Source organism: Paeniglutamicibacter sulfureus (assembly GCF_030512175.1).
In the GTDB taxonomy this organism is placed as follows: Bacteria; Actinomycetota; Actinomycetes; order Actinomycetales; family Micrococcaceae; genus Paeniglutamicibacter; species Paeniglutamicibacter sulfureus.
The window spans coordinates 2,399,894-2,426,151 of sequence record NZ_JAULBL010000002.1 but is presented as its reverse complement, the minus strand read 5'-3'; the positions used below and the strand labels follow the sequence as shown (position 1 = coordinate 2,426,151).

General features: G+C 64.1%; 26 protein-coding genes and 1 riboswitch. Of the genes, 5 read left to right on the top strand and 21 right to left on the bottom strand.

The annotated features are described in order from the left end of the window. Positions 1-12: 12 nt before the first annotated feature. The 15 genes from Q2T94_RS17675 to rplS form a co-directional block, all read right to left on the bottom strand. Positions 13-1,563, bottom strand: coding sequence for a YifB family Mg chelatase-like AAA ATPase (locus Q2T94_RS17675; protein WP_302265999.1), 1,551 nt, complete (start codon positions 1,561-1,563; stop codon positions 13-15). Next, a complete protein-coding gene (locus Q2T94_RS17670; RefSeq protein WP_302265998.1) occupies positions 1,560-1,919 on the bottom strand; it encodes a YraN family protein in 360 nt (119 codons plus the stop codon). Before Q2T94_RS17670 ends, Q2T94_RS17675 begins: the two co-directional genes overlap by 4 nt. Before the next feature lie 596 nt (positions 1,920-2,515). Beyond that, on the bottom strand, positions 2,516-3,166 hold the full coding sequence (locus Q2T94_RS17665) for a hypothetical protein (RefSeq protein ID WP_302265997.1): 651 nt from the start codon (positions 3,164-3,166) through the stop codon (positions 2,516-2,518). A gap of 116 nt (positions 3,167-3,282) precedes the next feature. Next, a complete protein-coding gene (locus Q2T94_RS17660; protein ID WP_302265996.1) occupies positions 3,283-3,483 on the bottom strand; it encodes a hypothetical protein in 201 nt (66 codons plus the stop codon). A gap of 55 nt (positions 3,484-3,538) precedes the next feature. Next, a complete protein-coding gene (locus Q2T94_RS17655; protein WP_302265995.1) occupies positions 3,539-4,195 on the bottom strand; it encodes a hypothetical protein in 657 nt (218 codons plus the stop codon). A 2-nt stretch (positions 4,196-4,197) separates the two neighbouring features. Then, positions 4,198-5,592: an SH3 domain-containing protein gene (locus Q2T94_RS17650; RefSeq protein WP_302265994.1), complete on the bottom strand. Its 1,395-nt coding sequence runs from the start codon at positions 5,590-5,592 to the stop codon at positions 4,198-4,200. A gap of 297 nt (positions 5,593-5,889) precedes the next feature. After that, positions 5,890-6,573 carry a hypothetical protein gene (locus Q2T94_RS17645; RefSeq protein WP_302265993.1) on the bottom strand — a complete coding sequence of 228 codons (684 nt, stop codon included), beginning with the start codon at positions 6,571-6,573 and terminating at the stop codon, positions 5,890-5,892. A 2-nt stretch (positions 6,574-6,575) separates the two neighbouring features. Then, entirely contained in the window at positions 6,576-7,781 is a 1,206-nt protein-coding gene (locus Q2T94_RS17640; RefSeq protein ID WP_302265992.1) for an SH3 domain-containing protein, read from the bottom strand. A 508-nt stretch (positions 7,782-8,289) separates the two neighbouring features. Beyond that, entirely contained in the window at positions 8,290-8,610 is a 321-nt protein-coding gene (locus tag Q2T94_RS17635) for a DUF2469 domain-containing protein (RefSeq protein WP_217388199.1), read from the bottom strand. Then, positions 8,607-9,347 (bottom strand): ribonuclease HII, encoded by a 741-nt coding sequence (gene rnhB / locus Q2T94_RS17630; protein ID WP_302265991.1) that lies wholly within the window; start codon positions 9,345-9,347, stop codon positions 8,607-8,609. The genes Q2T94_RS17635 and rnhB overlap by 4 nt, the downstream gene beginning before the upstream one ends. Continuing rightward, positions 9,344-10,060 carry a signal peptidase I gene (gene lepB / locus Q2T94_RS17625; RefSeq protein WP_264269699.1) on the bottom strand — a complete coding sequence of 239 codons (717 nt, stop codon included), beginning with the start codon at positions 10,058-10,060 and terminating at the stop codon, positions 9,344-9,346. The genes rnhB and lepB (Q2T94_RS17625) overlap by 4 nt, the downstream gene beginning before the upstream one ends. Before the next feature lie 194 nt (positions 10,061-10,254). Beyond that, positions 10,255-10,800 (bottom strand): hypothetical protein, encoded by a 546-nt coding sequence (locus tag Q2T94_RS17620; protein WP_302265990.1) that lies wholly within the window; start codon positions 10,798-10,800, stop codon positions 10,255-10,257. A 171-nt stretch (positions 10,801-10,971) separates the two neighbouring features. Continuing rightward, on the bottom strand, positions 10,972-13,941 hold the full coding sequence (locus tag Q2T94_RS17615; RefSeq protein ID WP_302265989.1) for an Ig-like domain-containing protein: 2,970 nt from the start codon (positions 13,939-13,941) through the stop codon (positions 10,972-10,974). Between the two features lie 1,085 nt (positions 13,942-15,026). Beyond that, the gene (lepB, locus tag Q2T94_RS17610; protein WP_302265988.1) at positions 15,027-15,716 is read right to left on the bottom strand and encodes a signal peptidase I; all 690 of its coding nucleotides are present in this window, start codon (positions 15,714-15,716) and stop codon (positions 15,027-15,029) included. Positions 15,717-15,776: 60 nt separating this feature from the next. Next, the gene (rplS, locus tag Q2T94_RS17605) at positions 15,777-16,136 is read right to left on the bottom strand and encodes a 50S ribosomal protein L19 (protein ID WP_264269703.1); all 360 of its coding nucleotides are present in this window, start codon (positions 16,134-16,136) and stop codon (positions 15,777-15,779) included. 526 nt (positions 16,137-16,662) lie between these two features. Then, positions 16,663-16,770, top strand: a riboswitch (TPP riboswitch). Between the two features lie 12 nt (positions 16,771-16,782). Here rplS and thiC point away from each other — a divergent pair. Next, positions 16,783-18,567 carry a phosphomethylpyrimidine synthase ThiC gene (gene thiC / locus Q2T94_RS17600; protein ID WP_302266457.1) on the top strand — a complete coding sequence of 595 codons (1,785 nt, stop codon included), beginning with the start codon at positions 16,783-16,785 and terminating at the stop codon, positions 18,565-18,567. A gap of 167 nt (positions 18,568-18,734) precedes the next feature. Continuing rightward, the gene (locus tag Q2T94_RS17595) at positions 18,735-19,484 is read left to right on the top strand and encodes an ankyrin repeat domain-containing protein (protein WP_302265987.1); all 750 of its coding nucleotides are present in this window, start codon (positions 18,735-18,737) and stop codon (positions 19,482-19,484) included. 22 nt (positions 19,485-19,506) lie between these two features. Here Q2T94_RS17595 and trmD read toward each other — a convergent pair whose 3' ends face one another. From trmD to rpsP, 4 genes are all read right to left on the bottom strand, one after another. Beyond that, positions 19,507-20,313, bottom strand: coding sequence for a tRNA (guanosine(37)-N1)-methyltransferase TrmD (gene trmD / locus Q2T94_RS17590; RefSeq protein ID WP_302265986.1), 807 nt, complete (start codon positions 20,311-20,313; stop codon positions 19,507-19,509). A gap of 5 nt (positions 20,314-20,318) precedes the next feature. Continuing rightward, positions 20,319-20,864, bottom strand: a complete 546-nt coding sequence (gene rimM, locus Q2T94_RS17585; RefSeq protein WP_302265985.1) for a ribosome maturation factor RimM — start codon at positions 20,862-20,864, stop codon at positions 20,319-20,321. A gap of 239 nt (positions 20,865-21,103) precedes the next feature. Then, positions 21,104-21,343: an RNA-binding protein gene (locus Q2T94_RS17580; RefSeq protein WP_264269707.1), complete on the bottom strand. Its 240-nt coding sequence runs from the start codon at positions 21,341-21,343 to the stop codon at positions 21,104-21,106. 3 nt (positions 21,344-21,346) lie between these two features. After that, on the bottom strand, positions 21,347-21,760 hold the full coding sequence (rpsP, locus tag Q2T94_RS17575; protein WP_217388303.1) for a 30S ribosomal protein S16: 414 nt from the start codon (positions 21,758-21,760) through the stop codon (positions 21,347-21,349). A 440-nt stretch (positions 21,761-22,200) separates the two neighbouring features. Between rpsP and Q2T94_RS17570 the strand changes: the two genes are divergently transcribed. Then, positions 22,201-22,833 carry a uracil-DNA glycosylase family protein gene (locus Q2T94_RS17570; protein WP_302265984.1) on the top strand — a complete coding sequence of 211 codons (633 nt, stop codon included), beginning with the start codon at positions 22,201-22,203 and terminating at the stop codon, positions 22,831-22,833. Between the two features lie 157 nt (positions 22,834-22,990). After that, entirely contained in the window at positions 22,991-23,890 is a 900-nt protein-coding gene (locus Q2T94_RS17565; RefSeq protein WP_302265983.1) for a uracil-DNA glycosylase family protein, read from the top strand. Positions 23,891-24,010: 120 nt separating this feature from the next. Here the strand turns inward: Q2T94_RS17565 and Q2T94_RS17560 are convergent, their stop codons facing one another. Further along, positions 24,011-24,139, bottom strand: a complete 129-nt coding sequence (locus Q2T94_RS17560) for a hypothetical protein (RefSeq protein WP_256449130.1) — start codon at positions 24,137-24,139, stop codon at positions 24,011-24,013. Positions 24,140-24,292: 153 nt separating this feature from the next. Further along, on the bottom strand, positions 24,293-25,510 hold the full coding sequence (locus Q2T94_RS17555) for an amidohydrolase (protein WP_302265982.1): 1,218 nt from the start codon (positions 25,508-25,510) through the stop codon (positions 24,293-24,295). 218 nt (positions 25,511-25,728) lie between these two features. On the opposite strand from Q2T94_RS17555, the gene Q2T94_RS17550 reads away from it, so the two are divergent. Next, on the top strand, positions 25,729-26,217 hold the full coding sequence (locus tag Q2T94_RS17550; RefSeq protein ID WP_302265981.1) for a potassium transporter TrkG: 489 nt from the start codon (positions 25,729-25,731) through the stop codon (positions 26,215-26,217). Positions 26,218-26,258: the final 41 nt, after the last annotated feature.

The following is a 26,258-nucleotide window of genomic DNA, read 5'->3' as shown; positions in this document are numbered from 1 at the left end:
CGGCGAACGCGGCTATCCCACGTCGCCCTTGCCGTGCTGGCGCAGCTGGATGGCCACATCCACGTCGTCCGACGTGGGGCAGGCGTGGGAGTTCAGGTCGGCGATTGACCACGCGATGCGCAGCACCCTGTCGTAGCCGCGTGCACTGAGCCGCAGCGACTCCGTGGCCCGGTTCAGTCCGGCCAGGGTGGCCGTCAGCAGTCGCAGCTCGTTGCGCAGGATCGATCCGGGCACTTCCGCGTTGGTGCCAATACCCCAGCGCTTGAGCCGATCACGTGCCGCCTCACGGGCCTCGCCCACGCGCGCCGCGACCACGGCGGAGGATTCGCCGGTTCCACGCCCGGCCAGTTCGCGGGCAGAGAGCTGCGGAACGAAGAGCTGCATGTCAATCCGGTCCAGCAGCGGACCCGAGAGCCTGGCCAGGTAGCGGCGGCGCTGCATCGGGGTACAGGTGCAGTCGGTGCCCTTACCCAGGTTCCGCCCGCACGGACACGGGTTGGCGGCCAGCAGGAGCTGGAATCGTGCCGGGTAGCTGGCGGTGCCGGCTGCCCGGTGCAGGGTGAGCACGCCGGATTCCAGCGGCTGGCGCAGCGCGTCCAGGGCCGGAGCAGAAAATTCCGGCGCCTCGTCCAGGAAAAGCACGCCTCGATGCGCGCGGGAGGCGGCGCCGGGCCGTGGGATGCCGCTGCCTCCGCCGATCAGCGCCACCATGGAGGCGCTGTGGTGCGGGGACTCGAAGGGCGGGCGGCGCAGCAAGGAGTTGATGGGTCGCCCGCCGGACGACAACGAATGCACGGCCGTGGTTTCCAGCGCCTGGGCGTCGTCAAGGTCCGGCAGCAAACCGGGCAGGCGCTGGGCAAGCATGGTCTTCCCGGCCCCGGGAGGCCCGGTGAAGAGCAGGTGGTGGCCGCCGGCTGCTGCCACCTCCAACGCGTACCGTCCCTGGGCCTGGCCGACCACCTCGGAGAGGTCCATGGCCGGTGTTCGGGTTGCCGACCATCCGGCGTTCTTCCGCGCGGGCGAGTCGTGCCGCGCCCGGTACTGGAGATCCAGCGGATCGGCGCCGCATTCGGCAAGCACCTGGGACAGGTGGGCGTAGGACCGTACCGCGGCCCCGGCAACCAGTTCCGCCTCTGCCTGGTTCTCGGTGGCGACCACGACGTTCGGGTAGCCGTCCCGCACGGCCGCCATGACGGCCGGAAGCACCCCGGAAACGGGACGCAACGATCCGTCAAGCCCGAGTTCGGCAAGGTAGACAACGCCCGGGGCCGGGGCGATGGACCGGTCCGCGGCCAGCGCCGCCAGCAGGATCGCCAGGTCGAATCCGGAGCCGCGCTTGTGCAGCGTCGCGGGCGTCAGGTTCACCGTGAGGCGGCGGTTGGGCAGCGGGATGCCGGAGTTGCGGGCAGCGGAGCGGATGCGCTCGCGCGATTCGTTGAGTGCCGCGTCGGGCAGCCCCAGCAGGATGAAGGCGGGGATGCCGTTGCCCACGTCGGCTTCCACCTCGATGAGCTGGCCGTTGAGACCGGTCAGGCCGATGCCGAGGGTGCGGGCCAGGCTCACGATTCCACCCCGATCAGGTGTTCGATGCCCGGTTCGCGCCCCGGCGCCATGAGGATCGCCACCACGTCCACGCGCACGGTGTGCGGATTGCGGCGGTGGGTCACGCACCAGCGCCGCACCAGGCGTGAGAGCCTGCGCAGCTTCTGCGGGTTGACAGCCTCGGCCGGGTGCCCGAAGCCCATCGAGCTGCGCGTCTTGACCTCCACGCCGACGACCTGGCCGTCCGTTTCGGCGACGATGTCCAGCTCGCCGAAGTTGCAGCGCCAATTGCGTTCCAGAACCGTGTATCCGGCGCCGGCGAGATAGGCCGCGGCAAGTTCCTCGCCCGCGGCGCCCAGTTCCTGGTTATGGCTCATCAGCAGACTCCTCTCCGTTCTGGGCCGCACGTCGCTCGTCGGGAGACGGTTGAACGGGAGCGGCCTGATTTCAAGGGTGCGCGCCTTGGCACGGCAACGAAGCCCGACCGGACAGAGGTGTGGATAAGCGCGAATCCCCTTTCGGCGAGCGCGACATCATGCCGTGTAGCCCGGGTGGCACCGATGGGGATGCGTCTTCACCCGGGGCTTGCGGCCACAGCGGCAGGATGCCGGTGTGGCCGCAAGCCGCAGCCAGGAGCCATCTACTTCAGCTACAGGTTCCTGCGGACCGCTGGAACCAAGCCCGCGGTAGCCAGGAGAGACTCCGCCGAGGAAGCTTCCCTCTGATCCCTCGATAAGTACGAAATCCACTTCGGTGGGAATCGTCTTGTTCAATCACGAAGCCCGAAGTTCCCGCGACGCAAGGCATCGCTCCTGAGCTCGGCCACGCCGAAACTGCGTTCGTCGCCGAACAAGACAGCAGTGGGAATCTCAGCCGAAGGTACCGGACAGCGCCAGCGTGGTGATCGTTTCTACCTGACCGCACTGCGCCAACGGCCCGGCCGCGAAGGTGCCCGGCACCCAGCGCTCGGGACTCACGTACCCGGCTCCCGGGGCTCGAAGGCGCGGATGCGGCCAGCTGCCCCACGCAGCACGGAGGTCTCCAACCGGAACTGGACCTCCAGGGGTTCGGCGCTGCCGTCGGCGGCAATCGCGTCGTGCACGGTGAGGGTCCCGGTGAGCTCTTCGGCCTCCGGTGCGGGATGGATCCAGAATTGGTGGTTCAGCGTGTAGCAGTGCGGGCCCACGTTCCCGTCGGCCCGGTGCGGCGCACAGTGCTGCGGCGCGCCCGTGGCCGCATTGCCCAGCTGCAGGGAGATCTCGACGTTTCCGTGCTGTTCGTTGCTGCGGCGGAACCAGATCAGGCCGTCTTCGCGCGGTCCGCGCACGTTGACGTAGTCGACCATCAGCAGCACCCCGTTGCCGAAGACCTGTGCGGTGTCCAGCCGTACGAACTCGGCGGGGGTTTGGTGGATCACCCGGTCCAGGACCACGGTTGCACCGAGCTCGGTGGGGCGTGGCCAATGCGTGTCGTCGGCATCCTCGGTGGACTCGTTGGCGGCGAGCAGTGCCGCCCATTCTTCCGGGGCGGGGGCCTCGTCCGGGAGGGACCGATCCGCCGGCACCTCAGGCAGGCCCTCGCCGGTGTACACCTGGTGCGCAGCCAGGAGCTCGGCCAGCGCCACATGGACGCCCCGGGAGGCAGCGAACAGCTCCGGTGCCAGCTCTGGCCGGCGCAGGGCATCTGGGATCCGTCCCTGGCGGTCCTCCAGCGCGTGGGCGTAGTCCAGCAGTGCCGCGTTCAGGGCGGGGATGGAAGCGTCGAAGGCGCGCTTTCCGACCTCGGGTCGTGCTCGACGCCGCCGAACTCGAAGGACAGCGAGCTGTCCTCAGAGTGGCCACCCGCGAGGAACCCGAAGTCCTTGGGTTCGGGTTCTTCCCCGTGGGCATCCCCCGGTCCGTTTGGGTCCTCGGGGTCGGGCTTGCCTGGCTGCTCGGTCATTTGCGTGGATTTCTTTCTGGTGCCTGGCTCGGACGCTGGGGCAGTTGGTTCCGGACTAGCCGCCGTAGGGCCAGGACCAGCCGCCGTTGTCCTCGGGGTCGTAGGCGACCTTCCCGGTTAGCGCATCCACGTCGAGGACGACCTTGCCCTTGACGCTTTGGCCTGGGTTGACCACCGGCGGCAGCAACACCGAATCATCGAAGCAGCCCCAGGCCGTTTCCGAGGTGACGTTGCGGTCCGCGGACCCGCTGGAGGTGGTCACCGAGAACGCCTCGGCGACCAGCGGCATGTACAGCTCCTGTGCCCCGCCACCGACCTTCGAGGAGACGGAGGCTGCCAGGGTCGCCTCGACGTCCAGGACCAGGAACTTGGTGCGCATCGGCTTGAGTTTCTGGTTCCCCACGCGTGATGTGCACTGGCCCAGCAACTGGGTGTTGGTGACCTCGATGGTGAAATAGTTCTTGTTCGTCTCTTCATCGACCAGGCCGGCCTTTTCGCCCGCCTTTTTCTGGACGTTGTCGAACCTGTCGGTCTTCACCTCGGAGCCGGTGGACGGATCGACTTCGGCGATTGCGGGGCCCGCGACGAGGTCGCCGGGGAGCTCCCACTCCGTGCTGTTGGCGGCACCGGCCATCCCTATGCCCCAGGCCGCGAGGCCGACGGCTGCAAAGCCTGAAACGACGCCGGTGGCGATCTTGCCCTGCTTTTTCATGGTCAGAACCTCTTCAGATAGTCGCCGGAAGTTACGCGGATTCCGTTTTTGGTCAGGTACTTGCCGATCTTCTTCGATCCCAGGTAGGCCCAGGACTTCTTGCCGTCCTTGTCGGTGACCAGCACGCGGTTGTAGTTCTGGTCGGCTAGCGGCTTATTGGGGTTGAAGCGTTCCCACTTGTCCATGTTGGCCACGGTGGCCCGGTAGCTGGCCGGCTTGATGTCCATCCGCTCGACAACCACCTTGTCGGAGGCCTTCTTGCTGGGGATGACGTAGGAGAGCCAAGTCTTGTTCGGCTGCAGATACATGCTGTGGCTGGCGATCGTCGTCTTGGTTTCCCTGGACGTCTTCCCCTTGAGGATGTAGTAAGCCGATTGCCCCTTGCGCAGCGTTCCGTAGACCGCGAACGAGTACTGGCCGGTCTTGTCCAGGTACTTGTTCGAAATCCAGCCGGTGCCCTTGGAAGACCTGATGTTCGACCAGCCGTTGGCGGTCTTGAGGTAGGTGACTCGCTCGTTGGCCGGTACCAAGCCAAGGCTCTTGTGCGAAGTGCCGGCGCCCTTGCGGATGTTCACCTTCGCCGTTGTCCAGCGGTAGCTGGCCTTGGGTGTAGGTTTTTTGGGGGCAGTCGGCTTGATGGCGGTGTTGGCCAGGGCCGAGGTCAGCACCCACCCATTGCCCTTCCCGGTCCGTATGGCGGTCCAGCCGGTGCCGGTGCGCAGCCATTCGACCTTGGCGTTTTTCTCCGCCGTGGCGACCCTTGCGGACTTGTTGTTGGTGCTCTTGTAAACGACCTGCTTGGACTTCAACCATCGGTAGACCACGGCGGGATTGGTCTTGGAAAGACGGGTGGATTCCATGAAGCCCGTCTTGCCTGAAACCTTGACCTTGGTCCACGCCCCGGAGGCCGAGAGGAATTCGACCTTGGCGCGGCGCTGGTAGGAACCCAACGACTGGCTCTTGGCGGATGCAGTCTTTCGCAGGGTGGTAAAGCCGGTGGTGTAGCGGTGAGCGATCGACTGTGACTTGGGCGCAGTCTTCTGGGCGGCGGGCGCGTTCTTGAGGTACCGGGAGGACACCCACCCGGTCTTGCCCTTATAGGTTGTCTTGCTCCAGGTGCCGCTGGTTTCGGTGACGGTGACGGTGGTGTTCTTCGGGACCGTCAGCAGTACCCTCGTCCGGGTGCTCTTGCCCTGGCGCAGATTCAGGTTATTGGTGGTCACCTTCTTCAGGTTAAGCTTTTTCGCGGCGATGCCTGTCGCAGCCGCGCTTGGCTCCAGGACCATTGGCGCTGCCCCGGCCGCACCCGTTGTCGGAGCGTGTACTTGGCCGGCCGCCGGCAATACAAAGCCGGTGCTGCTTCCTGTCACCGCGACGGCAAGTGCCAGCGCCGTCATGATTCGCTTTTTCTGCAATCGGATCCCCCCATTGGTCCTGGTTCCACTCGATGCTGCGCACTGCCGTGGTGGTGGCCCGTGCGAAGGATCTTGATCCGCCATACGTACGCCGAATCGAGTTTTTATGCTTCCGCTTGATCATAGCGTCAGAATGTTTGAAATCCGGGTTTCACCGGGAAATCTCCGGCGAAGTCGACGAGTAAGGCGTTTTGGATATCGAACCTTCTGCCTGGTGGCCGAGAGGTTCACGCCCGAGCTCGGGTCAAAGGGCGGCTCGGCCCCTCAGTCCTGACCGGGCTATTCTCCGTACGGCCACGACCATCCGCCGTTGTTCTCGGGGTCGTAGGTGACCTGTCCCGTGACGGCATCCACGTCAAGCACCAACTTGCCCGTGACGCTCTGGCCGGGGTTGACCACCGGAGGCAACAACACGGCGTCATCGAAGCAGCCCCAGGCCGTTTCCGATGTGACGTTGCGGTCCGGGGCCCCGTTGGAGCCAGCCACCGAGAAGGTCTCCGCCACCAACGGCATGTACAGCTCGCCGCCGTCTCCGCCGACGTTCTTTGGGATGTTGGCGTCCAGGGTTGCGGTGATGTCCAGGACCAGGAACGCCGTGCGCGTGGGCTTGAGCTTGTCGATGCCGACACGGGGGTCACAGTGGTCCACCACTTCACTGTTCGTGACTTCGATGGTGAAATAGCTCTTGTTGGTCCGCGCGTCGACATCATGACCGGGCGGCGGCCCAGTCGGCACCAGGCCGGCCTTTTCGCCGGGGCCTTTCTCCACGTTGTCGAATTTGTCCGTCTTGACCTTGTCGCCGGTGGGGTTGGTTTCCGCAACCACGGGCCCCGCATCAAGATCGGGCGGCGACTCCAGAGCATCGCCGCTGGCCGTGCCCGCCAGCCCGATCCCGCACGCGCCAAGGCCGACGAGAACCGCGACCGAGGCCACGGCGGTGATGGCCTTGCCCTGCTTCCTCATGGCTAGAACCTCCTCAAGTAGTCGCCGGAGGTCACGCGGATCCCGCTCTTGGTCAGGTAATTGCTGATCTTCGAGGCGCCGACATAGGCCCACGACCTCTTGCCATCCTGGTCGGTGACCAGTTTGCGGTTGTAGTTCTGGTCGGCCAGCGGCTTGCGGGGATCGAAGCGTTCCCACTTGTCCAGGTTCGCCAAGGTCGAATGGTAGTAGGCCGGTTTGATGACCATGCGCTCCACGACCACCGAACGGGCGGACGACGAGGATGGAATGATGAACGACCACCAGGTCTTGTCAGGCTTGAGATACATGTTGAAATAGGGCACCCGGGTCTTCGTTTCGCTTGCGGTTCGCCCGCGCAACAGGTGGTAGGCGGACTGCCCCTTGCGCAGCGTCCCGTAGACGGACACCGGATGCTGGCCCGCGGTGGCCAGGTAGCGGTTGGTGATCCAGCCGGTTCCCTTCGAGGATTTCACGTTCGACCAGCCCTTGGAGGTCTTGATGTAGGTGACTCGCTCGTTGGCACGCACCACGCCCAGGCTGGCGTACGAGGTGCCGGGCCCCTTGCGCACGTTCACGTTCGCCGTGGTCCAGCGGTACGTCGTCTTGGGTGCCGGCGACGTCGAAGAGGACGCGTTCTTCAGGTAGCGCGAGGCCACCCAGCCCGTCTTGCCCTTGTAGCTGGTCTTGCTCCACGATCCGCTGGTCTGCGTGACCTTGAGAGTGGTGTTCCTTGGGATCACCACCAGCACCTTGGTACCGGTGCTCTTGCCGTGGCGCAGGTTCGGGTTGTAGGTGGTGACTTTCTGGTTCTGCGGCTTCGCCGGGGCCTTGGCCGCGGGCGCGTTCTTCAGGTAGCGCGACGCCACCCAACCCGTCTTCCCTTTGTAGTTGGTCTTGCTCCAAGTTCCACTGGTCTCGGTGACGGTGAGTGCGGAATTTTTGGGGATCGTCACCAGCACCCTGGTGCCGGTGCTCTTGCCCTGCCGCAGGTTCAGGTTGTAGGTGTTGACCTTCTTGAGACTCACCTTCTTCGCCGCGATGCCGGCTGCCACGGCGGGATGGAACTCCGTCGGTGGCGTCAACGTGGCTGCCTGCGCGGCAACGACTTCATGATTGACTGTTGCTGCGGAAAAGCCCGTACTGCTTCCGGTTACCGCGACGGCGAGGGCAAGTGCCGTGACGAGTTTCTTCTTTTGCAAGTGATTCACCCCGTAGGTTTTCGTCCTTCTCGGTTCTGGGCGTTGCCGCTGAAGCGGCCCCGACGAGGGCGCGTGTCCCACCACCGATGTGACGCATAGACGCTATTGTTGCCGCTCGATGTCCATAGTTCAACCATCGAATGTGTCTTTATTGGTAAAGTGTCCGCAATTACCGGATAGGTGACGCGCTACACGTGGAATCTTTTGACGGATCCCGAGTCGGTGTCCGATCGACCGGCCGAAAATGGCGCGAAGAATTTTCCGGAAGACTTCACGGCGATTCGCCGGGTGAAGGTCCGGGGAAAGAGGTCTCCGTGAATTCGGGCATCCAACCCGGTTTCCCATCTCCCTGCGGAATCACGGCGGGAGTTGCGTGCCGGGCTTGGGGGGCGAGCACGTCGCAGTCCGCGGGGCGGTCCGGAGCCGGAAACAAGACTGCCCCCGAATCCGCCCCGCGCACGACGGGATGGCTTCGGGGGCAGAGGCCGCCAGGACAAGGCGATCGTGGCGGCAGCGGCTAGTTCAGCCCCTCCTTGGGGATGGACAGGTCATCGACGCGGTTCAGTTCCTCGATGTTCACGTCCTTGAACGTCACGATGCGCACCGACTGCACGAAGCGGCCGGTGCGGTAGACGTCCCAGACCCAGGCGTCGGTGAGCGTGAGGTCGAAGAAGACCTCGCCGTCGGCCGAGCGGGTCTTCAGGTCAACGTTGTTGGCCAGGTAAAAACGCCGCTCGGTTTCCACGACGTAATTAAAGAGGTTCGCCACGTCCTTGTATTCGCGGTAGAGCTGTAGCTCGAGTTCCGCTTCGTAGTTCTCCAGGTCTTCGGCACTCATGGTGTTTTCCCCTCGCCCCCTGACTCGATGTTCATTCCCGGCACCTTGGGTGTCAGCTGCCAGGTCTTCCGATGGTATTCGCACGCCCCGTGCTCGGCGATGCCGGCGCGGTGGGCGGCTGTGCCATACCCCTTGTTTCGTATCCAACCGTACGCCGGGTAGCTCACATCGTAACCATCCATGAGCGCGTCGCGTTCGACCTTGGCCAAGATGGAAGCTGCTGCGATGGACAGCGCGAGCAAGTCGCCCTTGATCAGGGTGTGCACAGGAATCTGTAGGCCGTCGATGTCCTGGGTGGCTCCGAAACCGGGAACCAGGGAATCCAGCAGCGTGGGCTGTGCGGTGGCCGAGAGCCAGTCCAGGTTTCCGTCAAGCAGCACCGCGTCGGCTGCCTGGACGCCATGCGCGAGGGTGGCTGCCCGCAACCCGGCCAGGCGCAGGGCAGGAACCAGTCCCAGCGCGTCGATCTCCGCTGCGCTGGCGTGGCCCACGCCCCAGGAGGCTGCCCAGTCCTTGATCGTCGGGACCAATTCGTGGCGCAACGCCGCCGAGAGCAGCTTGGAGTCGCGCACCCCCGGCAGCTGCGGCGAAGCGTCCGGGTCGATCACGACATAACCAACGGAGACGGGTCCGGCCAGGGAACCGCGGCCGACCTCGTCGGCAGCCCCGATGAACCGGTGGCCGCCCGCGGCGGCCAGTGCCAGTTCATGCTCCAGGGTGGGTGCAGTCGATGTCATTGGTTCGCCGGCACAGGGACGCCGGCGAAGACCTCGTCCTCGCCGGAGATGCCGCCCAGGCGGTCCAGCGGCCAGGAGATGACCGCTGCCCGTCCCTCGACGGCTGAAAGGTCGACGAAGCCGTCCTGCAAATCCTCGTGGAAGCGGGAGTCCGCGGAGGCACCGCGGTGGTCGCCCATGACCCAGATCTTGCCCTCCGGGACGGTCTTGGTGAACTCGGAGTCCGAGGGGTTGTCACCCGGGTAGATGTAAGGCTCGGTGATTTCCACGCCGTTGATGCTCAGTCTGCCGTCGGCGGAGCAACACTCGACGGTATCTCCGGGCATGCCGATGATCCGCTTGATCAGGTGTTGGCTGGACGGGTCCGGAAGCAGTCCGACGAAGGTGAAGAAATCGCTGACGGCGTTGGTCTCCGGGGAAGGGATCGGGGGCAGCCAGCCCTCTTCGTCGCGGAACACCACAACGTCGCCGCGCGAGAGCTCGAACGGACCCGGTGCCATGAGATTGGCGAAGATGCGGTCGTTGACCTGCAGCGTTTGTTCCATGGAGCCGGAGGGGATGTAGAAGGCGCGGAAGAAGAATGTCTTGACGACCAGTGATATCACCAGGGCCACCACGACGATGATCAGGACTTCGCGGATGGCGGCCCACACGGGGTTTCGCTTTTTCCGCGGTCGATCGGGTGTTGCGGCTGCGTCGCTGGCGTGGCTCACGTGGGTGAAGGCCCTTTCAATTTTCTGTCTTCGCTATCAATGCGGGATGCTTCCGATTTGGCTGCCCCGGAATACTGCCGAAGCCCAAATACGGTCCCTCAGGTACAACCCTACGTCGCGTTCCGCATCTTGTTAGTTCGTGGCGCGCCTGCGGCGGGCGAAAGGCGCGCCACGAACACTGGGGGCGCGAGTTGTCAGCCGGAGCTGGCGGGGGTTGCCGGTCCGTCGGATTCCACAAACTTCAGCTCGATGTCTCCGGTGACCTTGCCTTCTTTGAGCCCCTTCTCGATTCCCGCAAGTTGGGCGGAGTCGACGGCGAGTGTGATGGAGCCGTCGCGTCCGGACGGGAGGTAGCGGTGGATGGCAGTGGCGACGTCCCCGCCCTGTTCGCGCTGCCAGGACATGACCTTGCCGATGGCGGCCTCGATTTCGGCGGCCGAATGCTTCGCCAGGTGTGCCACCGCACCGGCCTCCGTGACGGTGGCCGCGGAGGCCTGGTCGATGACTGCAACGTGCAGTTTGTTCCCCTCGATCCAACCCTCGGAGTAGTTGTCCCCCAGGGTTTCCTTGAGTGATTCGTTGAGTTGGAGCAAATCCGGATCCTGGCTCTCGTTCGGTGTGGCGCTGAGTGTCGCCGGGGGTGTCGGGCTGGAGGAGGTCGGGCTTCCGGTCTCGCTGCCGCAGGCGGAAAGCAGGAGCACCGCCGCCAGCGCGACTCCGCCCAGTGCGGTTCGTGCCATGGGGTTGTTCAAATGAGTGACCACCTTCTGATGTGGGACGAGTCTAAGGGAGGTTCCGGGGCGTTGGCTGGATGAGGCGTGGGAAAAGCAGGGGCCTTCCGCGGAATGACTACCAATTCCGCGGAAGACCCCCCCTCGCTCACGAGTCCCGGCTAGCCGAGGACCACGTGGTTAGGCACTGTGGAGTCCGGAGTTGTTCTTGCGGCGCGAGAGCATGAAGAACCCGCCTGCAACCATCAGTGCACCGCCTGCGGCGATAATTGGCAGGACGGCGTTCGCGCCGGTGTTGGCCAGGCCGCCGTTGCCGCCGTTGCCGCTGTCATTGCCGTTGATCTCGCCCTGCGGAACGACCGGAGCCTTGGAAGGTTCGGAGTCCTGCGTGGGTTCCGGCGAAGCGGTTGGCTCTTCGGTCGGTTCCGGCTTCGGTGCCGCGGCAACGGTGAAGGTGTTCGATATGGCCGCCGAGGCAACCCCGTCAATGACCTGTACAGCCGTGACCTTGTGGTCGCCGGCTTCCAGGTCCTCCGGGACCATGACGGTCCAGGCGCCATTGACCACGACTGCGGCAACCTCGGATTCGCCGCTTGCCGCGTTAGCGGTTTCTGCGACGTTGCCGTTGGCAGCAACAGCGGAGGACAGTTCGGTGCCGTCAAGGCTCACCTTGATCGTGGCCCCGTTGATGCCGAAACCGCTGATGGTCCTCGGGGCCTTGTCGAAGGCGAACTCTTGGCCATCGGTCGGCGAATCGATCGACGGTGCCACCGGTACGACCTTGAAGTCGCTCTTCACCGAAGTAGACGTGGTCTCGCCGACGTTCTGCACAGCCGTGATGCTGTGGGATCCGTAGGACAGGCCTTCTTGAAGCTCGACGCTCCAGGAACCATCCTTGCCCACGACAACTTCGCGCGTGACGGCACCGGTCAACTTGACGGTTGCGCCGGCAACGCCGGTTCCCGAAATCACGGACTGTGCCTCGGTGAAGGTCTTACCGTTTGCCGGGCCGGTGATGGCCGGTGCGGCGAGCTGGACCTTGAAGGAACTGGTGGTGGCCTTCGAGGTTTCGCCGCCCTTGGCCTGGGTGGCCGAAATGGCGTACTCGCCGTAAGACAGCGCGGTGGGAAGCTTGACGCTCCACGTGCCGTCTGTGGCGACTGTTGCGGTGCCCGTGGCATCCCCGGCGAGTGTCACCGTGGCCCCGACAACGCCGGTTCCCGAGATGGTGGACACCGGTGCGTTGAGCGTGGCGTCGTTCTTCGGGGTGGTGATGACCGGTGCACCGATCACGACGTTCACCGATCCTGCAGTGGTGACGGACTTGTTGAATCCGTTGACAGTCTGCAGGGTGAAGTCGTACGTGCCGAAGTCCTCGGGAACCTTGAAGCTGAACTTGCCCGCGGTGACCGTGGCCTTCTTGACCAACTTGCCGCCGGAGACGACCCGGACGTGCGATCCGGAGGGAGCGCCAGCCACGGTGCCGGAGATCGTTGAGCCTGCTGTGACGTCGGCACCGTTGGAGGGCGAGGCCACCGCCGGGGCATTGAGGAACAGGGCGATGGAGTAGCCCTTTGCGTGCTTCAGCCCGTCCTTGATGTCGGTGAAGTACGCTCGACCTTCATCGTTCGACGAGACCGCGCTCGTGACGCCCACAGCTGTGCCGCCGGAAACGGCCGATCCGCCGGAGTCGCCCTCGTTGGCTTTCTTCAAGCCCACGTTGGCCATGCCGAAGCCGCGAACACCGCGGACGTCGTCTGCGCCGTTGTATCCGCCGACCAGGAAGATGCCGACCTCGTCCACGGTGCCACAGGTCCAGCCGGTGGTGCGTCCGGACTTGCAGATTTCGGTGCCGATGACGGCACTGGCGACTCCGGTCACCTTGGTGCCGGAGTCGCGCTCGTCGGCACCCTTCCAGTCGGTGACCGTGGATTTGAGAGTTAGGTCCGGGTTGATGTTGTCGATGACGGAGATGTCGGTCCCGACATTGCCCAGGTCCTCGATCTTCGTTGCAGTGTCGAAGCCTGTCACCGGTGAATTGCCCGGTCCGCCGAACTGTGAGAATCCGAAGGTTCCCAAGGGCGCGCCGATCCCCTCGAACTCGTTCGGAGCGGTGTGCTCCATGATGTTGACCTTGGTGATGTCACCGTCGTGCTCACAGTGCCCTGCCGAAATTGCTGCGTCGCCACCGTCGGCGTTGAAGCCGCTGAAGCCAATCGAGCACAGCGCGATAGCCGTGCCGGTTGTCCGGGCACCGTAGCCCATGCCGCCGAGCACATCGCCGGCTGCTGCAGACTTTGCCGGCCCTTCTGCCTTCTCAATGGTGACCTTGGTGTATTGCTGGGCGAATTCCTCCGGCGTCATCTTCTCGCCGAACCGCAGGGCCGTGGCCTTGGGGGTCTCGGATGTGTTCCTGCCTTCCACGTCGGCGGTTCCGCCGGTACGGATGACAAAGCTGTTGGACCCGGTCTTCATGACCGCTTGAAGCTGGGAAACGGCCTTCGGGTCAACGCTTTCGACGTATGCCTCGAGCAGCGACTCGGCGCTCTTGGGCATCGCCTTTGCCACGACCTCCGGCTTGGCCGTGGCCTCTGTCTTCGGGCTCTCAATGACCGGGAGCTTGGACGGAGCAGCCGTGGGGTCCTGCGACTTCGGTGCCTTCTTGGTCTCGACCGTTTTGGGCGCGACCGTGGCTTCGGCTTCGGGCTCTGTCACGATGCGCAATTCAACGTCAGTGCCCTTGGTTAGCTCGTCAAGTTTCGTGGTGACGGCCCCAAGAGATGACGCAGCCACCGTGACCTTGATTTTGTTCTCCTCGATGGCAAAGTCGGCGGCAAGTTCCGACTGTCCCAATTCCTTCGAGAGCGACTCGACAACTGAGCTCAGCTCGCCGTTCTTGTAGAACTCATCAATGGTGATGCCGAGGTCGCGTTCGACGGCCGCTTCCAGGCCGCTTGGCAGCGCCGCCTGGCTCTGGTCCTGTGATGCTTCAGCGCTCGTGACGGCCGAAGTCTCCGTTGACGCAGGCTCCGGGGCGACTGAAGTCGTGGCGATCGCCGGTACGGTAGCGAAGCTGCTCCCTAGCACCAGCGCCGTGGTCGCGGCAGCAATGCTGCCGCGCTTCAATAGCGCACGTGAGGATTCGTGCATATGTGAGGTCTCCCAATTCAAGGTGTGGTACCTCGCTTTTGTGTGCGCCGCGACTGTCAAGGGACATCCGATTGGGCACACCGCGAGCAATGAGTGTTACCAAAATGAAACCCTAACCTCTGTACATATCGCCTAACAAACAGCGCCGCTCCAAAACTCCAGCGTTTCGAATAATTGATGCGTCAACCAACCAGTTGCACTTCCGCATGATTCCGCGGCAAGGCAGGAAGGAGACGGGCGTCACTGGGCGCGACACGCCCGGAACAATACTCGGTCGATTCCCCGCGTAACTTTTGGATATTTCCCGGCATCCGTGCATTTTTCTGTGCTGACGGCCGGAAAGCTGGCCGGCTCACATCGACACACGCAATGTGAAAATTATGGAAACCTTATGGAAATACTTGAAGTTCGACACCGGACACAGGCTGAGGGAATCGGGCGCATGCACGCGGCTAACCTGCTGGACGGCACCGTTCCATGTCCCCGAAATCTCGAAGTATTGACGCCAACCAGGCGACGGGAATCGAAGTTGCCATCCAGCTCGAGGCAGCACCGACTACCGCGCACCAGCCAGACGGTTTGGCCGATCGGCCATGATTATTCCAACGCTCCTTGCCCGAGAATGCGGGTGCCGTGGGCAGGGGAAAGATCTAGTGACCTGCAGGCAGTCAAGTAGCCGGCGCTTACCCAAAGAAGCATTCATTCGCTTGCCCAGCACGGCCAGGCCTCGCGCGGTGGATGCCTGGCTATATTCGTAGTCCAATCGGACACGGTGTCGCGAAGTGTTCTTACTCGGCAGGTATGTTTGCCGATATCCGCCTAGCGCATCGATGCGACATCAACGGTCGTTTCCGGGTGTTCCTTGCCTGTGGTTTCCACCGGCACGCAGACTTCCCGTTCGTCCCGGATCGCACGGGGAGTACACCCATTAGGTCGACTGATCGTCTCCGTGAATGGTGCCGCGCATCGAGAAGCCGAGGATTCTGGTCATCCGAGGAGGTGGGGCGGAACGAGGGTTTGCCAGGATGCCGACGGCCAGTCGACGGCTGCCGGCCGTCACTTCGTGTTGCGGGAGTGGTGTTCGGTTATTCGGCGAGGGGTAGTCCACCCAATACGGATGAGCCATCGATGGGTCGCTTATTTTCCAGTGGCCACACCACTTCGGCCACCTTGCCAATGACACGATCCGTGTCAATCATGCCGCCACCTGGCGCGCCCATCAACGCACGCGAATCCTCGGATACCGAGCGATGGTCGCCCATGACCCAGAGACGACCCTCTGGTACGTGGACATCGAATTCCACGTCACTCGGTGTGTCCCCGCCATGGACATAGGGCTCGTCCACGGGGACACCGTTGATGCTCAGGCGCCCATCGGGGCCGCAGCAGCTGACGGTGTCGCCCCCGACTCCGATGACGCGCTTTACATAGACCGAACCACCTCCGGCCAGGCGCAGTGCCCAGGCCAGTGAATCCAGGGCAGTGGGACGCTGGTAGGGCAGGAACGAGCCGCGGCCGTCGAAGATGACCAAATCTCCGCGTTGGATCTCGGCGTCCTTGTAGGCGAGCCGGTTCACCAGCAAGCCCTCACCCGGGTTCAATGTGGATTCCATGGAAGTGGATCCAATGTAGAAGAAGTCAACGACGGTGGCGCGAACGCCAAGGGTGATCACCGCCGCCGCAGCAAGCGCGCCTACGGCAAAGCGCCAGCCCCTCGAAGGGGACCGGCGCTTTGTCGAAGCGGAAAAACGTTCCGATTCAGTAGTTTGATCCACGATGGATCCCCATCCTCGCCATCCGAAGGACGGCTTGGATAGAGGTTCTCGCTTTTCTGGCTACTTGGCAGACCGGAAGTCGCGCTTTTCGCGGATCTTCGCAGCCTTGCCGTGGCGATCGCGCATGTAGAACAGCTTCGCGCGGCGAACGTCGCCACGGGTTACCAGTTCGACCTTATCCAGAACCGGGGAGTGTACCGGGAAGGTACGCTCTACGCCGACGCCGAAGGAGACCTTGCGAACGGTGAAGGTTTCGCGAACGCCGTCGCCCTGGCGACCAAGGACGAAGCCCTGGAATACCTGGACACGGGAGTTCTTGCCTTCGATGATGTTGACGTGAACCTTGACGGTGTCACCGGCGCGGAAGTCCGGGACATCGCTGCGCAGCGAGGCTGCGTCGACAGAGTCGAGAATACGCATGAATGCATCTCCTAGGCAGACGCCGCAGGTCATCTACCTTAGACACGGACCGTAATTGTCCCTCATGAAGCGCGAAGGCGTCGAGGGAAAGATGTGGCGGTCCGGAGCTTGGTACCGCGATCCGTTTGCGGATCGGCGGTAGGTCGGACTGTTGATTCGTTCCCCCTGCGGCAGGAGCAGAACCCAGTAGACCCAAGAATCCATTTTGCCACACTCCGGGGCAAGCTGCGAAGTTCCTTCCTTACAGCCAGGTCCGTCAAAGCTCGATTGGCTTCGGCTCTCCGCCTTGAACGCCGGCACCATGGCCGAATTGTGCCCATAAAATCGGTGCCGCTCGTTCAGATTCCACTGGAAATATTGCCGCTGACCGCGCAGAAGGCCGGATAAGCCACCCGGGTTGGCCCCGAAGGGGTAATCGCCGACACTTGGGGACCAGAAGCGCGGAGGCCCGGTAAAGGACCAGGGCCCACCGCGCCGGTGCGCAAGGTCACACTCGATGCCGGATTGAATGTTGTGATAGTTTCACTTACGACCACACGGGTGCCCTTGCAGGGGCTGAGATCGAGCTGAAGCAGCAAGAGACCGTTGAACCTGTCCGGGTAATGCCGGCGAAGGAAGTGAGTACTCCTTGAGCAACACCATTTCAATGCACAGCCCTGTCCAAAACGCCTCGGAAGCAGCCGAGATCCAGTCTCTGAAGTCCCATTCCCTGGCTTATCTCGAGGACGCAGAATCGGGGATCCGGGTCCCGGTCACCGAAATCGCCTTGGAGCCATCCCCCGGAGGCACGGCCAACGCCCCGCTGCGGGTGTATCGCACCGCAGGTCCCGGCAGTGACCCGGTCGTGGGCTTGCCGCCCTTCCGCGGCGAGTGGATCGCGGATCGTTCGGACACCGAGGCCTATGGCGGTCGGGAGCGGAACCTGCTCGATGACGGCAAGTCCGCATTGCGTCGAGGAGCGGCATCGGCCGAATGGAAGGGAGCACGGTACCAGCCGCGGCGCGCGGAACCCGGAAAACGCGTGACCCAAATGCACTACGCCCGCCGGGGAATCATCACCCCCGAAATGCGCTTTGTGGCGCTGCGCGAGAACTGCGACGTGGAACTGGTGCGCAGCGAGGTCGCTGCGGGCAGGGCCATCATCCCGTCAAACATCAACCACCCCGAGTCCGAGCCAATGATCATCGGCAAGGCGTTCCTGGTGAAGATCAATGCCAATATCGGCAACTCGGCGGTCACCAGCTCCATCGCCGAGGAGGTGGACAAGCTCCAGTGGGCCACCCAGTGGGGTGCCGACACCGTGATGGACCTGTCCACCGGCGATGACATCCACACCACCCGCGAATGGCTGATCCGCAACGCCCCGGTGCCCATCGGCACCGTCCCGATCTACCAGGCACTGGAAAAGGTCAACGGCGAAGCCAACGCACTGACCTGGGAAATCTACCGCGACACCGTGATCGAGCAGTGCGAACAGGGCGTCGACTACATGACCGTCCACGCCGGCGTGCTGTTGCGCTATGTGCCGCTGTCGGCCAACCGCGTGACCGGCATCGTCTCGCGCGGCGGGGCCATCATGGCCGGCTGGTGCCTGGCGCACCACCAGGAGAATTTCCTCTACACCCACTTCGACGAGCTGTGCGAGATCTTCGCGAAGTACGACGTGGCGTTTTCCCTGGGTGACGGTCTGCGCCCGGGGTCCATCGCCGACGCCAACGACGCAGCGCAGTTCGCCGAGCTGGACACCCTGGCCGAACTGACCAAGCGCGCCTGGAAGTACGACGTGCAGGTCATGGTCGAGGGCCCCGGGCACATCCCCTTCCACCTGGTGCGGGAGAACGTGGAGCGCCAGCAGGAGCTGTGCGAGGGCGCTCCGTTCTACACGCTTGGTCCGTTGGTCACCGACATTGCGCCCGGTTATGACCACATCACCAGCGCCATCGGCGCCACGGAGATAGCCCGCTACGGCACCGCGATGCTCTGCTATGTCACGCCCAAGGAACACCTGGGGCTGCCCAACAAGGACGACGTGAAGACCGGCGTGATCACCTACAAGATCGCAGCCCACGCCGCGGATCTGGCCAAGGGGCATCCGGGGGCGTCCGAACGCGACGACGCGCTGAGCAAGGCACGCTTCGAGTTCCGCTGGCGCGACCAGTTCGCCTTGTCGCTGGACCCGGTCACGGCCGAGTCGTTCCACGACGAGACCCTGCCCGCAGAACCGGCCAAGACCGCGCACTTCTGTTCCATGTGCGGGCCGAAGTTCTGCTCCATGCGCATCAGCCAGGACATCCGGGACGAATACGGCTCGGCCGATTCGCAGGCCGCCATCGCAGAAATGGTCAGCGGGATGCGCGAAAAAAGCCAGGAATTCCTGGCCGCCGGAGGCAAGGTCTATCTTCCCGAGCTCGAGGTACCGAGCAAGGCCTAGCATCCCCGCCCCCATGTAGTCCCCCCAACGGGAACCTGCCCGAACGGATGCGTCTTCCCCGGGTTTACCCTGCGTTCAACGCGGGGAAGACACGTTCATTGTGACGGATTGAACTCCGTAATCCCGTGGCCACTCACCTCGGCGTCGCCCCGGACTAGGATGGGTCCATGTCCAACCGACATTCACCTTCCGCATTGATCACAGGGGCGCTGGTTGCCGCCATCCTTGGTTTGGGTGCCTGCAGCATCCCCACGACGGGCGTCCGGGAATCTTCGACGCCACGGGCAAGCACGTCGGATAACGGGACCGTCGACGTGACGGCGCCGGAGGAATCCCTGGTCGCGGCGGCGGTGGCCAATGACGCCGAGCAGGTACGAAGACTGCTCGATGCCGGGGTTTCGGCCAATTACCGCGGCACCGATGGCCGGCCGGTGCTGGTATCCGCTACCCGCGCCAACGCAGTGGACGCGGCCCGGGAACTGATCCGTCGGGGGGCCGACGTGAATGCCAAGGATCAGATCTCGGATTCGGCATTCCTGTATGCCGGGGCGGAGGGGCTCAACGACATCCTGAAAATCACGCTGGAAAACGGTGCGGATGTGGGAAGCACCAATCGCTATGGCGGCACCGCGCTCATTCCCGCCTGCGAACACGCCCATGTCGAAACCGTAAGGCTGCTCCTGGACGCCAAGGTCGCCGTCGACCACGTGAATGATCTTGGGTGGACCTGCCTTCTGGAGGCCGTCATTTTGGGCATAGGTGGTCCCGAACACCAGGAAGTGGTGCGTCTGGTCATCGACGCCGGCGGGGACGTCTCCATTGCGGATTCCGATGGGACCACGGCGCTCGAGCATGCCCGCCGGGGACAGCAAAGCGCGGTGGTCGGCCTCCTGGAAAGTGCCGAACCACCGCGCTAGGCGGCCTACAATCGCGTGGGGCTTAGGCGAGCTCGTCCTTCGGAATGATCTTGCCCTCGGATATGGCAAAGCCGCTGTGCCACAGGGTGTCGCGGTCGTGCCGGTTCAGCGTGGAGGGATCCAGCTGCACGATCAAGTCGGGGCGGCGGGACGCGGTGCGCTCAAGCTGCTTGTTGCGGCGGAAGCGGGCGATCTTGCCGTGATTGCCGGAGAGCAGCACCTCGGGGACCTCCCGGCCCTCCCAGGATCCGGGCTTGGTGTACACGGGGTACTCCAACAATCCGTCGGAGTGCGACTCCTCGACCAGCGACTCCGGGTTTCCAATCACGCCGGGAATCAGCCGGCCAATGGCCTCGACCATGGCCAGGACCGCCACCTCTCCCCCGTTGAGCACGTAGTCCCCGATCGAAACCGGGCGGACGTCGAATGCCTCTGCGGCGTGTTCCAGGACCCGCTCGTCGATGCCCTCGTATCGGCCGCAGGCAAAGGCCAGGTGCTCGGCTTCGGCCAGCTCGTAGGCCATGGCCTGGTTGAAGACCGCGCCGGCCGGCGAGGGGACGACCAAGATGGGCTTGTTCCCGGAGGTTGCGGAAAGCGGGGACTCGGTGGCGATCCTGTCCAGGACCGCGCCCCAGGGTTCAGGCTTCATAACCATGCCGGCACCGCCGCCGTAGGGGGTGTCGTCCACGGTGCGGTGGCGATCGTGGGTGTGGTCGCGCAGATCGTGCACGTTCAAATCCAGCACCTTTTCCCGCCTGGCCTTGCCGATCAGCGACAGGTCCAGGGCAGCGAGGTACTCCGGGAAAATCGAGACAACGTCAATGCGCATCGGGCCTAGGCTTCCTCTGCCGGTGCGTTGGTGTCAGCGACGTCTTCGCGATTGATGTCGAACAGGCCGGCAGGCGGGGTCATCAGGATGTAGCCGCCGGCGATGTTGACCTCGGGCACGATGCTCTCCACGAACGGGACGTAGATCTCGTCGCCTTCGGTGGATTCGACAACCAGCAAATCCTGGACATTGCCGGTGCGCAGCGCGGTGACCTTGCCGACGACCTTCTCCCCCACGCGGGCTTCCAGGTCCACGAGCTCGTGCTCGTACCAGCCCTCGGAATCGTCCTCGACCTCGTCGGTGTCGATGAACAGCTTGGCTCCACGCATCGTTTCCGCGGTGTTGCGGTCAAGCAGCTCCTCGAAGGCCAGCAACAGGATTTCCTTGTTCCAGCGGGCACCCTCGACGGTGAGCTTCTTGACGGTGGGGTGCTCGACCTCGAAGACGGCACCCGGGGCAAAACGATCTTCGGGTGCGTCGGTGAGGACCTGCACCGTCACCTCTCCGCGGATACCGTGCGGCTTGCCAATGCGGGCGACCTGGAGGCGCATGCGTTTTCTCCTTGAATACAAATCGGTGGTTTGCCGGCCTTGGCCGGCAGGGGCGTGCGTTCAGGGGACCTACATCCCGTGAACACACTTTTCTAGGTTCAATCTTACGTGCGACTTGGTGGTTGCAGGCTCCTCGCCGCTGACGGCTGCGTTGCACGTCGGGGCTTAAACCACTTTGGTCCCACGATCCGTCATGGATCGTGGGACCAAAGCCAGACAAGGCTGTGTGGTGAGGCTGGCTACCGGCGACGGTCCGTGTCGACTACGTCAACACGAATCGGTTCCTCCGCCAGAGCGGCTACCACGGTGCGCAGCGCCTTGGCGGTGCGACCCTGACGGCCAATGACCCGACCGAGATCCTCGGGGTGCACACGCACCTCGAGAATGTCACCGCGACGATTCCCCTTCAACGCAACCTGTACGTCTTCCGGGGTGTCTACGATGCCACGTACCAGGTGATCCAGCGCATCAACGAGCACTGGCTACTCGGCCTCGGTTGCTTCTGCCTCGACCTCGGCCTCGGCAGCCGGCTTCTCGGCCTTCTTGGTGATGGCCTCGGGCAGGATGACCGAACCCTTCTCCGGAACAACGAATGCCGGCTTGGCTTCCTTGACGCGCAAGGTGCCTTCCTGGCCTTCGATGCCCTTGAACTTCTGCCAGTCACCGGTGATCTTCAAGATCGCGGCAACCTGCTCGGTCGGCTGGGCGCCGACGGAGAGCCAGTACTGCGCGCGGTCGGACTTAACCTCGATGAACGAAGGCTCTTCGGTCGGGTGGTACTTGCCGATTTCTTCAATCGCACGGCCATCGCGCTTGGAGCGCGCATCCATGACGACGATACGGTAGTAAGGGGCGCGAATCTTGCCGAAACGCTTCAGACGAATTTTAACGGCCACGGTAGTGGTCACTCCTGTTTTCTCAACATGTGCGAATCCCTGTTTCTGCACCCGTGGGGCGGGCCATACCGCAGATCTTCAAAAGGACAGGATTCAACGCGGAGAGAGGGGCCACATCAAATCGAGTACCTGTCCATTATGCCAGAAAGTTTTGGACTGACGGGACATGTCACGTCATTTCCAGAGACCCGTGTCCGATGGCACAGCAACCACGGACGTTTGCATCGGTTCCGGTTGCCGATCGCAACAGCCGCGGGCAGCCATCCGCCCACGAGGGCAGCCACGAACCGCGGCTCAAGATCCAGGATCGGTGAGTCCCCTTCACCGGCGCCAGCAGAGGTTCGCCGGCCAGAGCCTGAACGGCCACTTGCCCTTGGTATATTCGGTGTCCGTCCGGGGCCTGTTCGACGTCCCGGGATCAAGGAGGAACAGGGATTTCGATGGCACCGGCCGACAAATGGAAGCGCGCCCAGCCCGATGACCCGTTCTGGGTCCAGCAATGTGAGGGCCTGCGGGCTGAACACGTGGCTCCCCTCAACGAGCTGATCGGCCGACTTGGTGATGGCAAGGACGGAGTGCGACTGCCGTTGGCAGCCCCGTGGCACGGCGGGATTCACGCCCCTGCCCTGATGGTGCTCAATGACGCGGGCGAACCACGGGACGAAACCAGGTTCATGTGCATCAGGAACCCGGACCGCGCAGCGGACCGCCAACGTCACCTGATGACGGAGTTCGACATCGATCCGGCGGATCTCTGCCACTGGAACGGCTATCCCTGGCCACGCCTTGATCCCAAGCGGGACCTGACGCCGGAGCAGTCGCTCGAAGGGGGAAGGGCGCTCTTGGAGGTCATGGGGCTCATGACGGAGTTGAGGATGCTGTTGCTCTTGGGGCGCAAGGCGCAGGACGCCGCGGACGCGGTTCTCCCGGAGATCGTGTCCGGCTATCCGGACCTGCACATTGTGCGTTCACTTCACCCGTTGGGCGCCAAGCGGACCGTCGACCGGGAGGAACAGAAACGCGTCTGGGCTGGAATCGCCAGCCGATTGCGTGAAGGCAAGCAGGATTCTTGACGCCCTCTGGCGGTGACGCATGCCAGCATCCCGACTCCCCGCGTTCCCGGCACTTGGCCGGGAACGACCCAGTGACGCGTGATACGTCAGCCCCTCCGGGCTACGGGTTCGGCTTCTGGCCGTGCCATGCTTGTGGTTCGACCCCCTCGAAAGATTCATGAGAGAACCCTTCATGCCCCGCAAGATGATCGACCCCGAATTCAGGAACTCGCAGGAATCGGAGTTGTGGGCTGAACACGTTGCACCCCTCAATTCCCTGGTTCAGGACCTGCGCGCCATTTCCCCGGAAGGCGCCGGAACCGTCCCCTTCGTTGCACCCCTTCACGGCGGCACCGATGCCACCGTCCTGTGCCTGATGCCGGCCCCGGACGCTGCAAACCGTGCCGAGACCGGCGAGGACATCGTTTCCAGCGAGGACGACACTGCCACCGCGGAGGCGTTGTCCACGTTGCTGGACGAGTCCGGAATCGATACCAAGGAAGTCGTGCTTTGGCACGCCTTCCCCTGGTACCGGGCCGAGGGTGCTTCCGGGCGGCTCACGGGTGCCGAGCAGAACGCCGGAGTCGATCCCATGGGCAAGCTGTTGCGCCTGGTTCCCAATCTCCGGGCGGTCATCCTGATGGGCAAGGGCCCGGAGGAATTCTGGGCAAAGGTCGCCAAGAAGTCACCGCAGGCGGTTTCACGCATCACTGCCATCCCCAGTTTCTCCCCCGCCCCGCTGTCCCTCAGCGGCACCACGGCCCAGCGGACCGAACGCATTGCCCGACGTTCACAGGCCATGCGCGAGGCCCGCAAGATCGTCCAGGCTCCCCGCGGCCCGGCCGGACCCCGCCGCGAGACCATGGTCCGGGCCGAGGACCTTGGGCCGGAGCACCTGCGCCGCGTGATCGAGGTCAGTGACGGCAACCAGACCCTGCATGGCCCGCTGCTCAAGGCCTTCCAGCCGAGCCCGGAGTGGCGCGTGACGCTGACGGTGGACGTGGCCGGACAGCGCCGGGCACTTGGCGTCACGGCCGACACCTGGGTGCGGGTCTACCGCGGCGCCGGCATCCGCTAGCAGCGCCCGGCTCGTTCCCGAGCACAAAAATGCCTGTCCGTCGAAGAGTGCTCTTCCGACGGACAGGCATTTTCAGGTGGTCCCGAGGTGGCCAATTTGATCAGCCACGCCGCATGGCGGTTATTTCGATACCTTGCGTACGGGGTCAAGGATCGTTTCGCCCGCCGACTTCGTGCGCTTTTCGGCGCGCTTCTCCTTGATGGACTTCGAGGGTTTCTTGGCCTCGGCCTTACGCGGTGACTTCGACATTTTGTGCCGTCCTAGCCGGGAATGCTCGGCATTCCCAAAAGTTAGGGGAAAGTACCCCTACCGCCACACCATACGCTGTATTGCTGCGAACTTGTCCGGACCTGCCGGATTCCGCTCACGGCACCATGTGAACGAAGGTCCGCGGACAGCTGGTCATCGGGCAAGCCAGGCCCGGGCCGCGGCGACCAAGGCGTCGATGCCCACGTTCAGGGTCGGCTGGATCCGCGGGGCAAAATGCGGTGAATGGTTCGACGGAACGCCCTCCGGCATCCTGCCGGTGGCGGCAAAGTCCTTGATCAGGCCGGGGTCCTCCCCGCCCAGCAGCCAGTACACCAGCGGCACCCCCGCTGCCGTGGCGAGAACACCGACATCCTCGCTGCCTGCCACCGGACCCGGGTCAATGACCTTCCCCGCACCGAACCGCTCGACGAGCGCCGCGGTCACCCGCGCCGATGTATCCAGGTCGTTGACGGTCAGCGGGAAATGTTCCTCCAGCGTGATCACCGGTTCCCTGGGCGACCCCGAGGCCATGGCCTCCCCGCGCACGACCCGTTCGATGGAACTGAGCATCTTGGCGCGCACGCTCTCGTCAAAGGTCCGCACGCTCAGGCCCAGGGTGGCCTGCGCGGCGATGATGTTGTTCTTGGTGCCGGCATGGATCTGCCCGACGGTGAGCACCGCCTGATCGCTGGCGGCAAGTTCCCGCGAGACGATGCCCTGCAGGCGCATGGTGGTGGCTGCCGCCAAAAGCACCGGGTCCACGGTGGTTTCGGGCCGCGAACCATGCCCGCCGGACCCATGCAGGGTGATATTCAGCGAATCGGCCGAGGCCATGGCAACGCCGGGGCGCAGTCCGATCCATCCCGCGGGGAACGGCGCCACGTGTTGTCCGAGCACCACGTCCGGTGCCGGCACCATATCGAAGAGCCCGGCGTCAACCATCGCTTGGGCCCCGCCGCCTGCTTCCTCGGCCGGCTGGAAGAGTGCCAGCAGCGTCCCGGACCACGAGCCGCGCTCGCCCGCAAGTCTTTCCACGGCTCCCAGCAGGCAGGTGACGTGCACGTCGTGGCCGCAGGCATGCATGACGGGTACCAGGCGTCCGTCTGGGCCGATGCCCGTGGCGGTGCTGGCATATTCCAGGCCGGTCGCCTCCAGAACCGGCAAGCCGTCCATGTCCGCGCGCAGCATGACCGTCGGCCCTGGCCCGTTTGCCAGGACCCCGACCACCCCGGTGCCTCCAATGCCTTCCTGCACTTCCAGTCCAAGTTCACGCAGGTGCCCGGAAACAATTCCGGCCGTGCGGTGTTCCTGGAAAGAAAGTTCGGGGTTGGCGTGCAGGTCGCGGTACAGGCTCTCGACGTCGATGCTCATGGGCACGAGTCTATGACCCCAATCCCCGACAGTGAATGGCAATGGCGTTTCTCCGTGCGCGGGCGTATCGGCCACGGGCTTCCCCCGCAGCAGTGCTGCCGCTCCCTTCGGGCAGGTGGCGATCCTCGTGCTGATCCAGCTCGGCGGCCTTGGCATCATGTCCTTCGCCTCAACAATGCCGGGTTCGCACTCTTCAGCGAAGGCCGCTGCACTGGACCATGAACACCAAGCTGGTGGTCTGCTGTTCGGTAGCCCTGCTGGCCGCCGGCACCGCCTTCATCTGCGGCCTGGAATGGTCAAACCCCAAGACCCTGGGCGCGCTGGCCACGGTGGACACGCTGCTGGCCGGATTCTTCCAGTCGGTCATGACCCGCACCGCCGGATTCAACTCGCTGGCCTTCGGCCAGATGGTCCCGGCGACTTGGCTGGGCGTCGACGTCCTGATGTTCATTGGCGGCGGCCCGGGGGCACAGCGGGCTGAAGATCTCCACGTTCGCCGAGATCATCGTGGCCGGGGCGACAGCCGCCGCGGAAGGCTTCGCCGCGCTGCGTTAGCTGTGAGTTCCCTTGGAATCTTCTCCGCGGGCGGGGCCCGGCAAACAGGGCGTCTTCCGGCGCACTGTCGCGCCGGCAGGTGCCCGCGCAGGCCAACGGGGGGCCTGCCGGCGGCCCCGGACGCGAATACCGGACGCCGCCCGGTCCGCTAAAGTTTACAAGTACTATGGACGACCCCCCTTCCCACATGCCC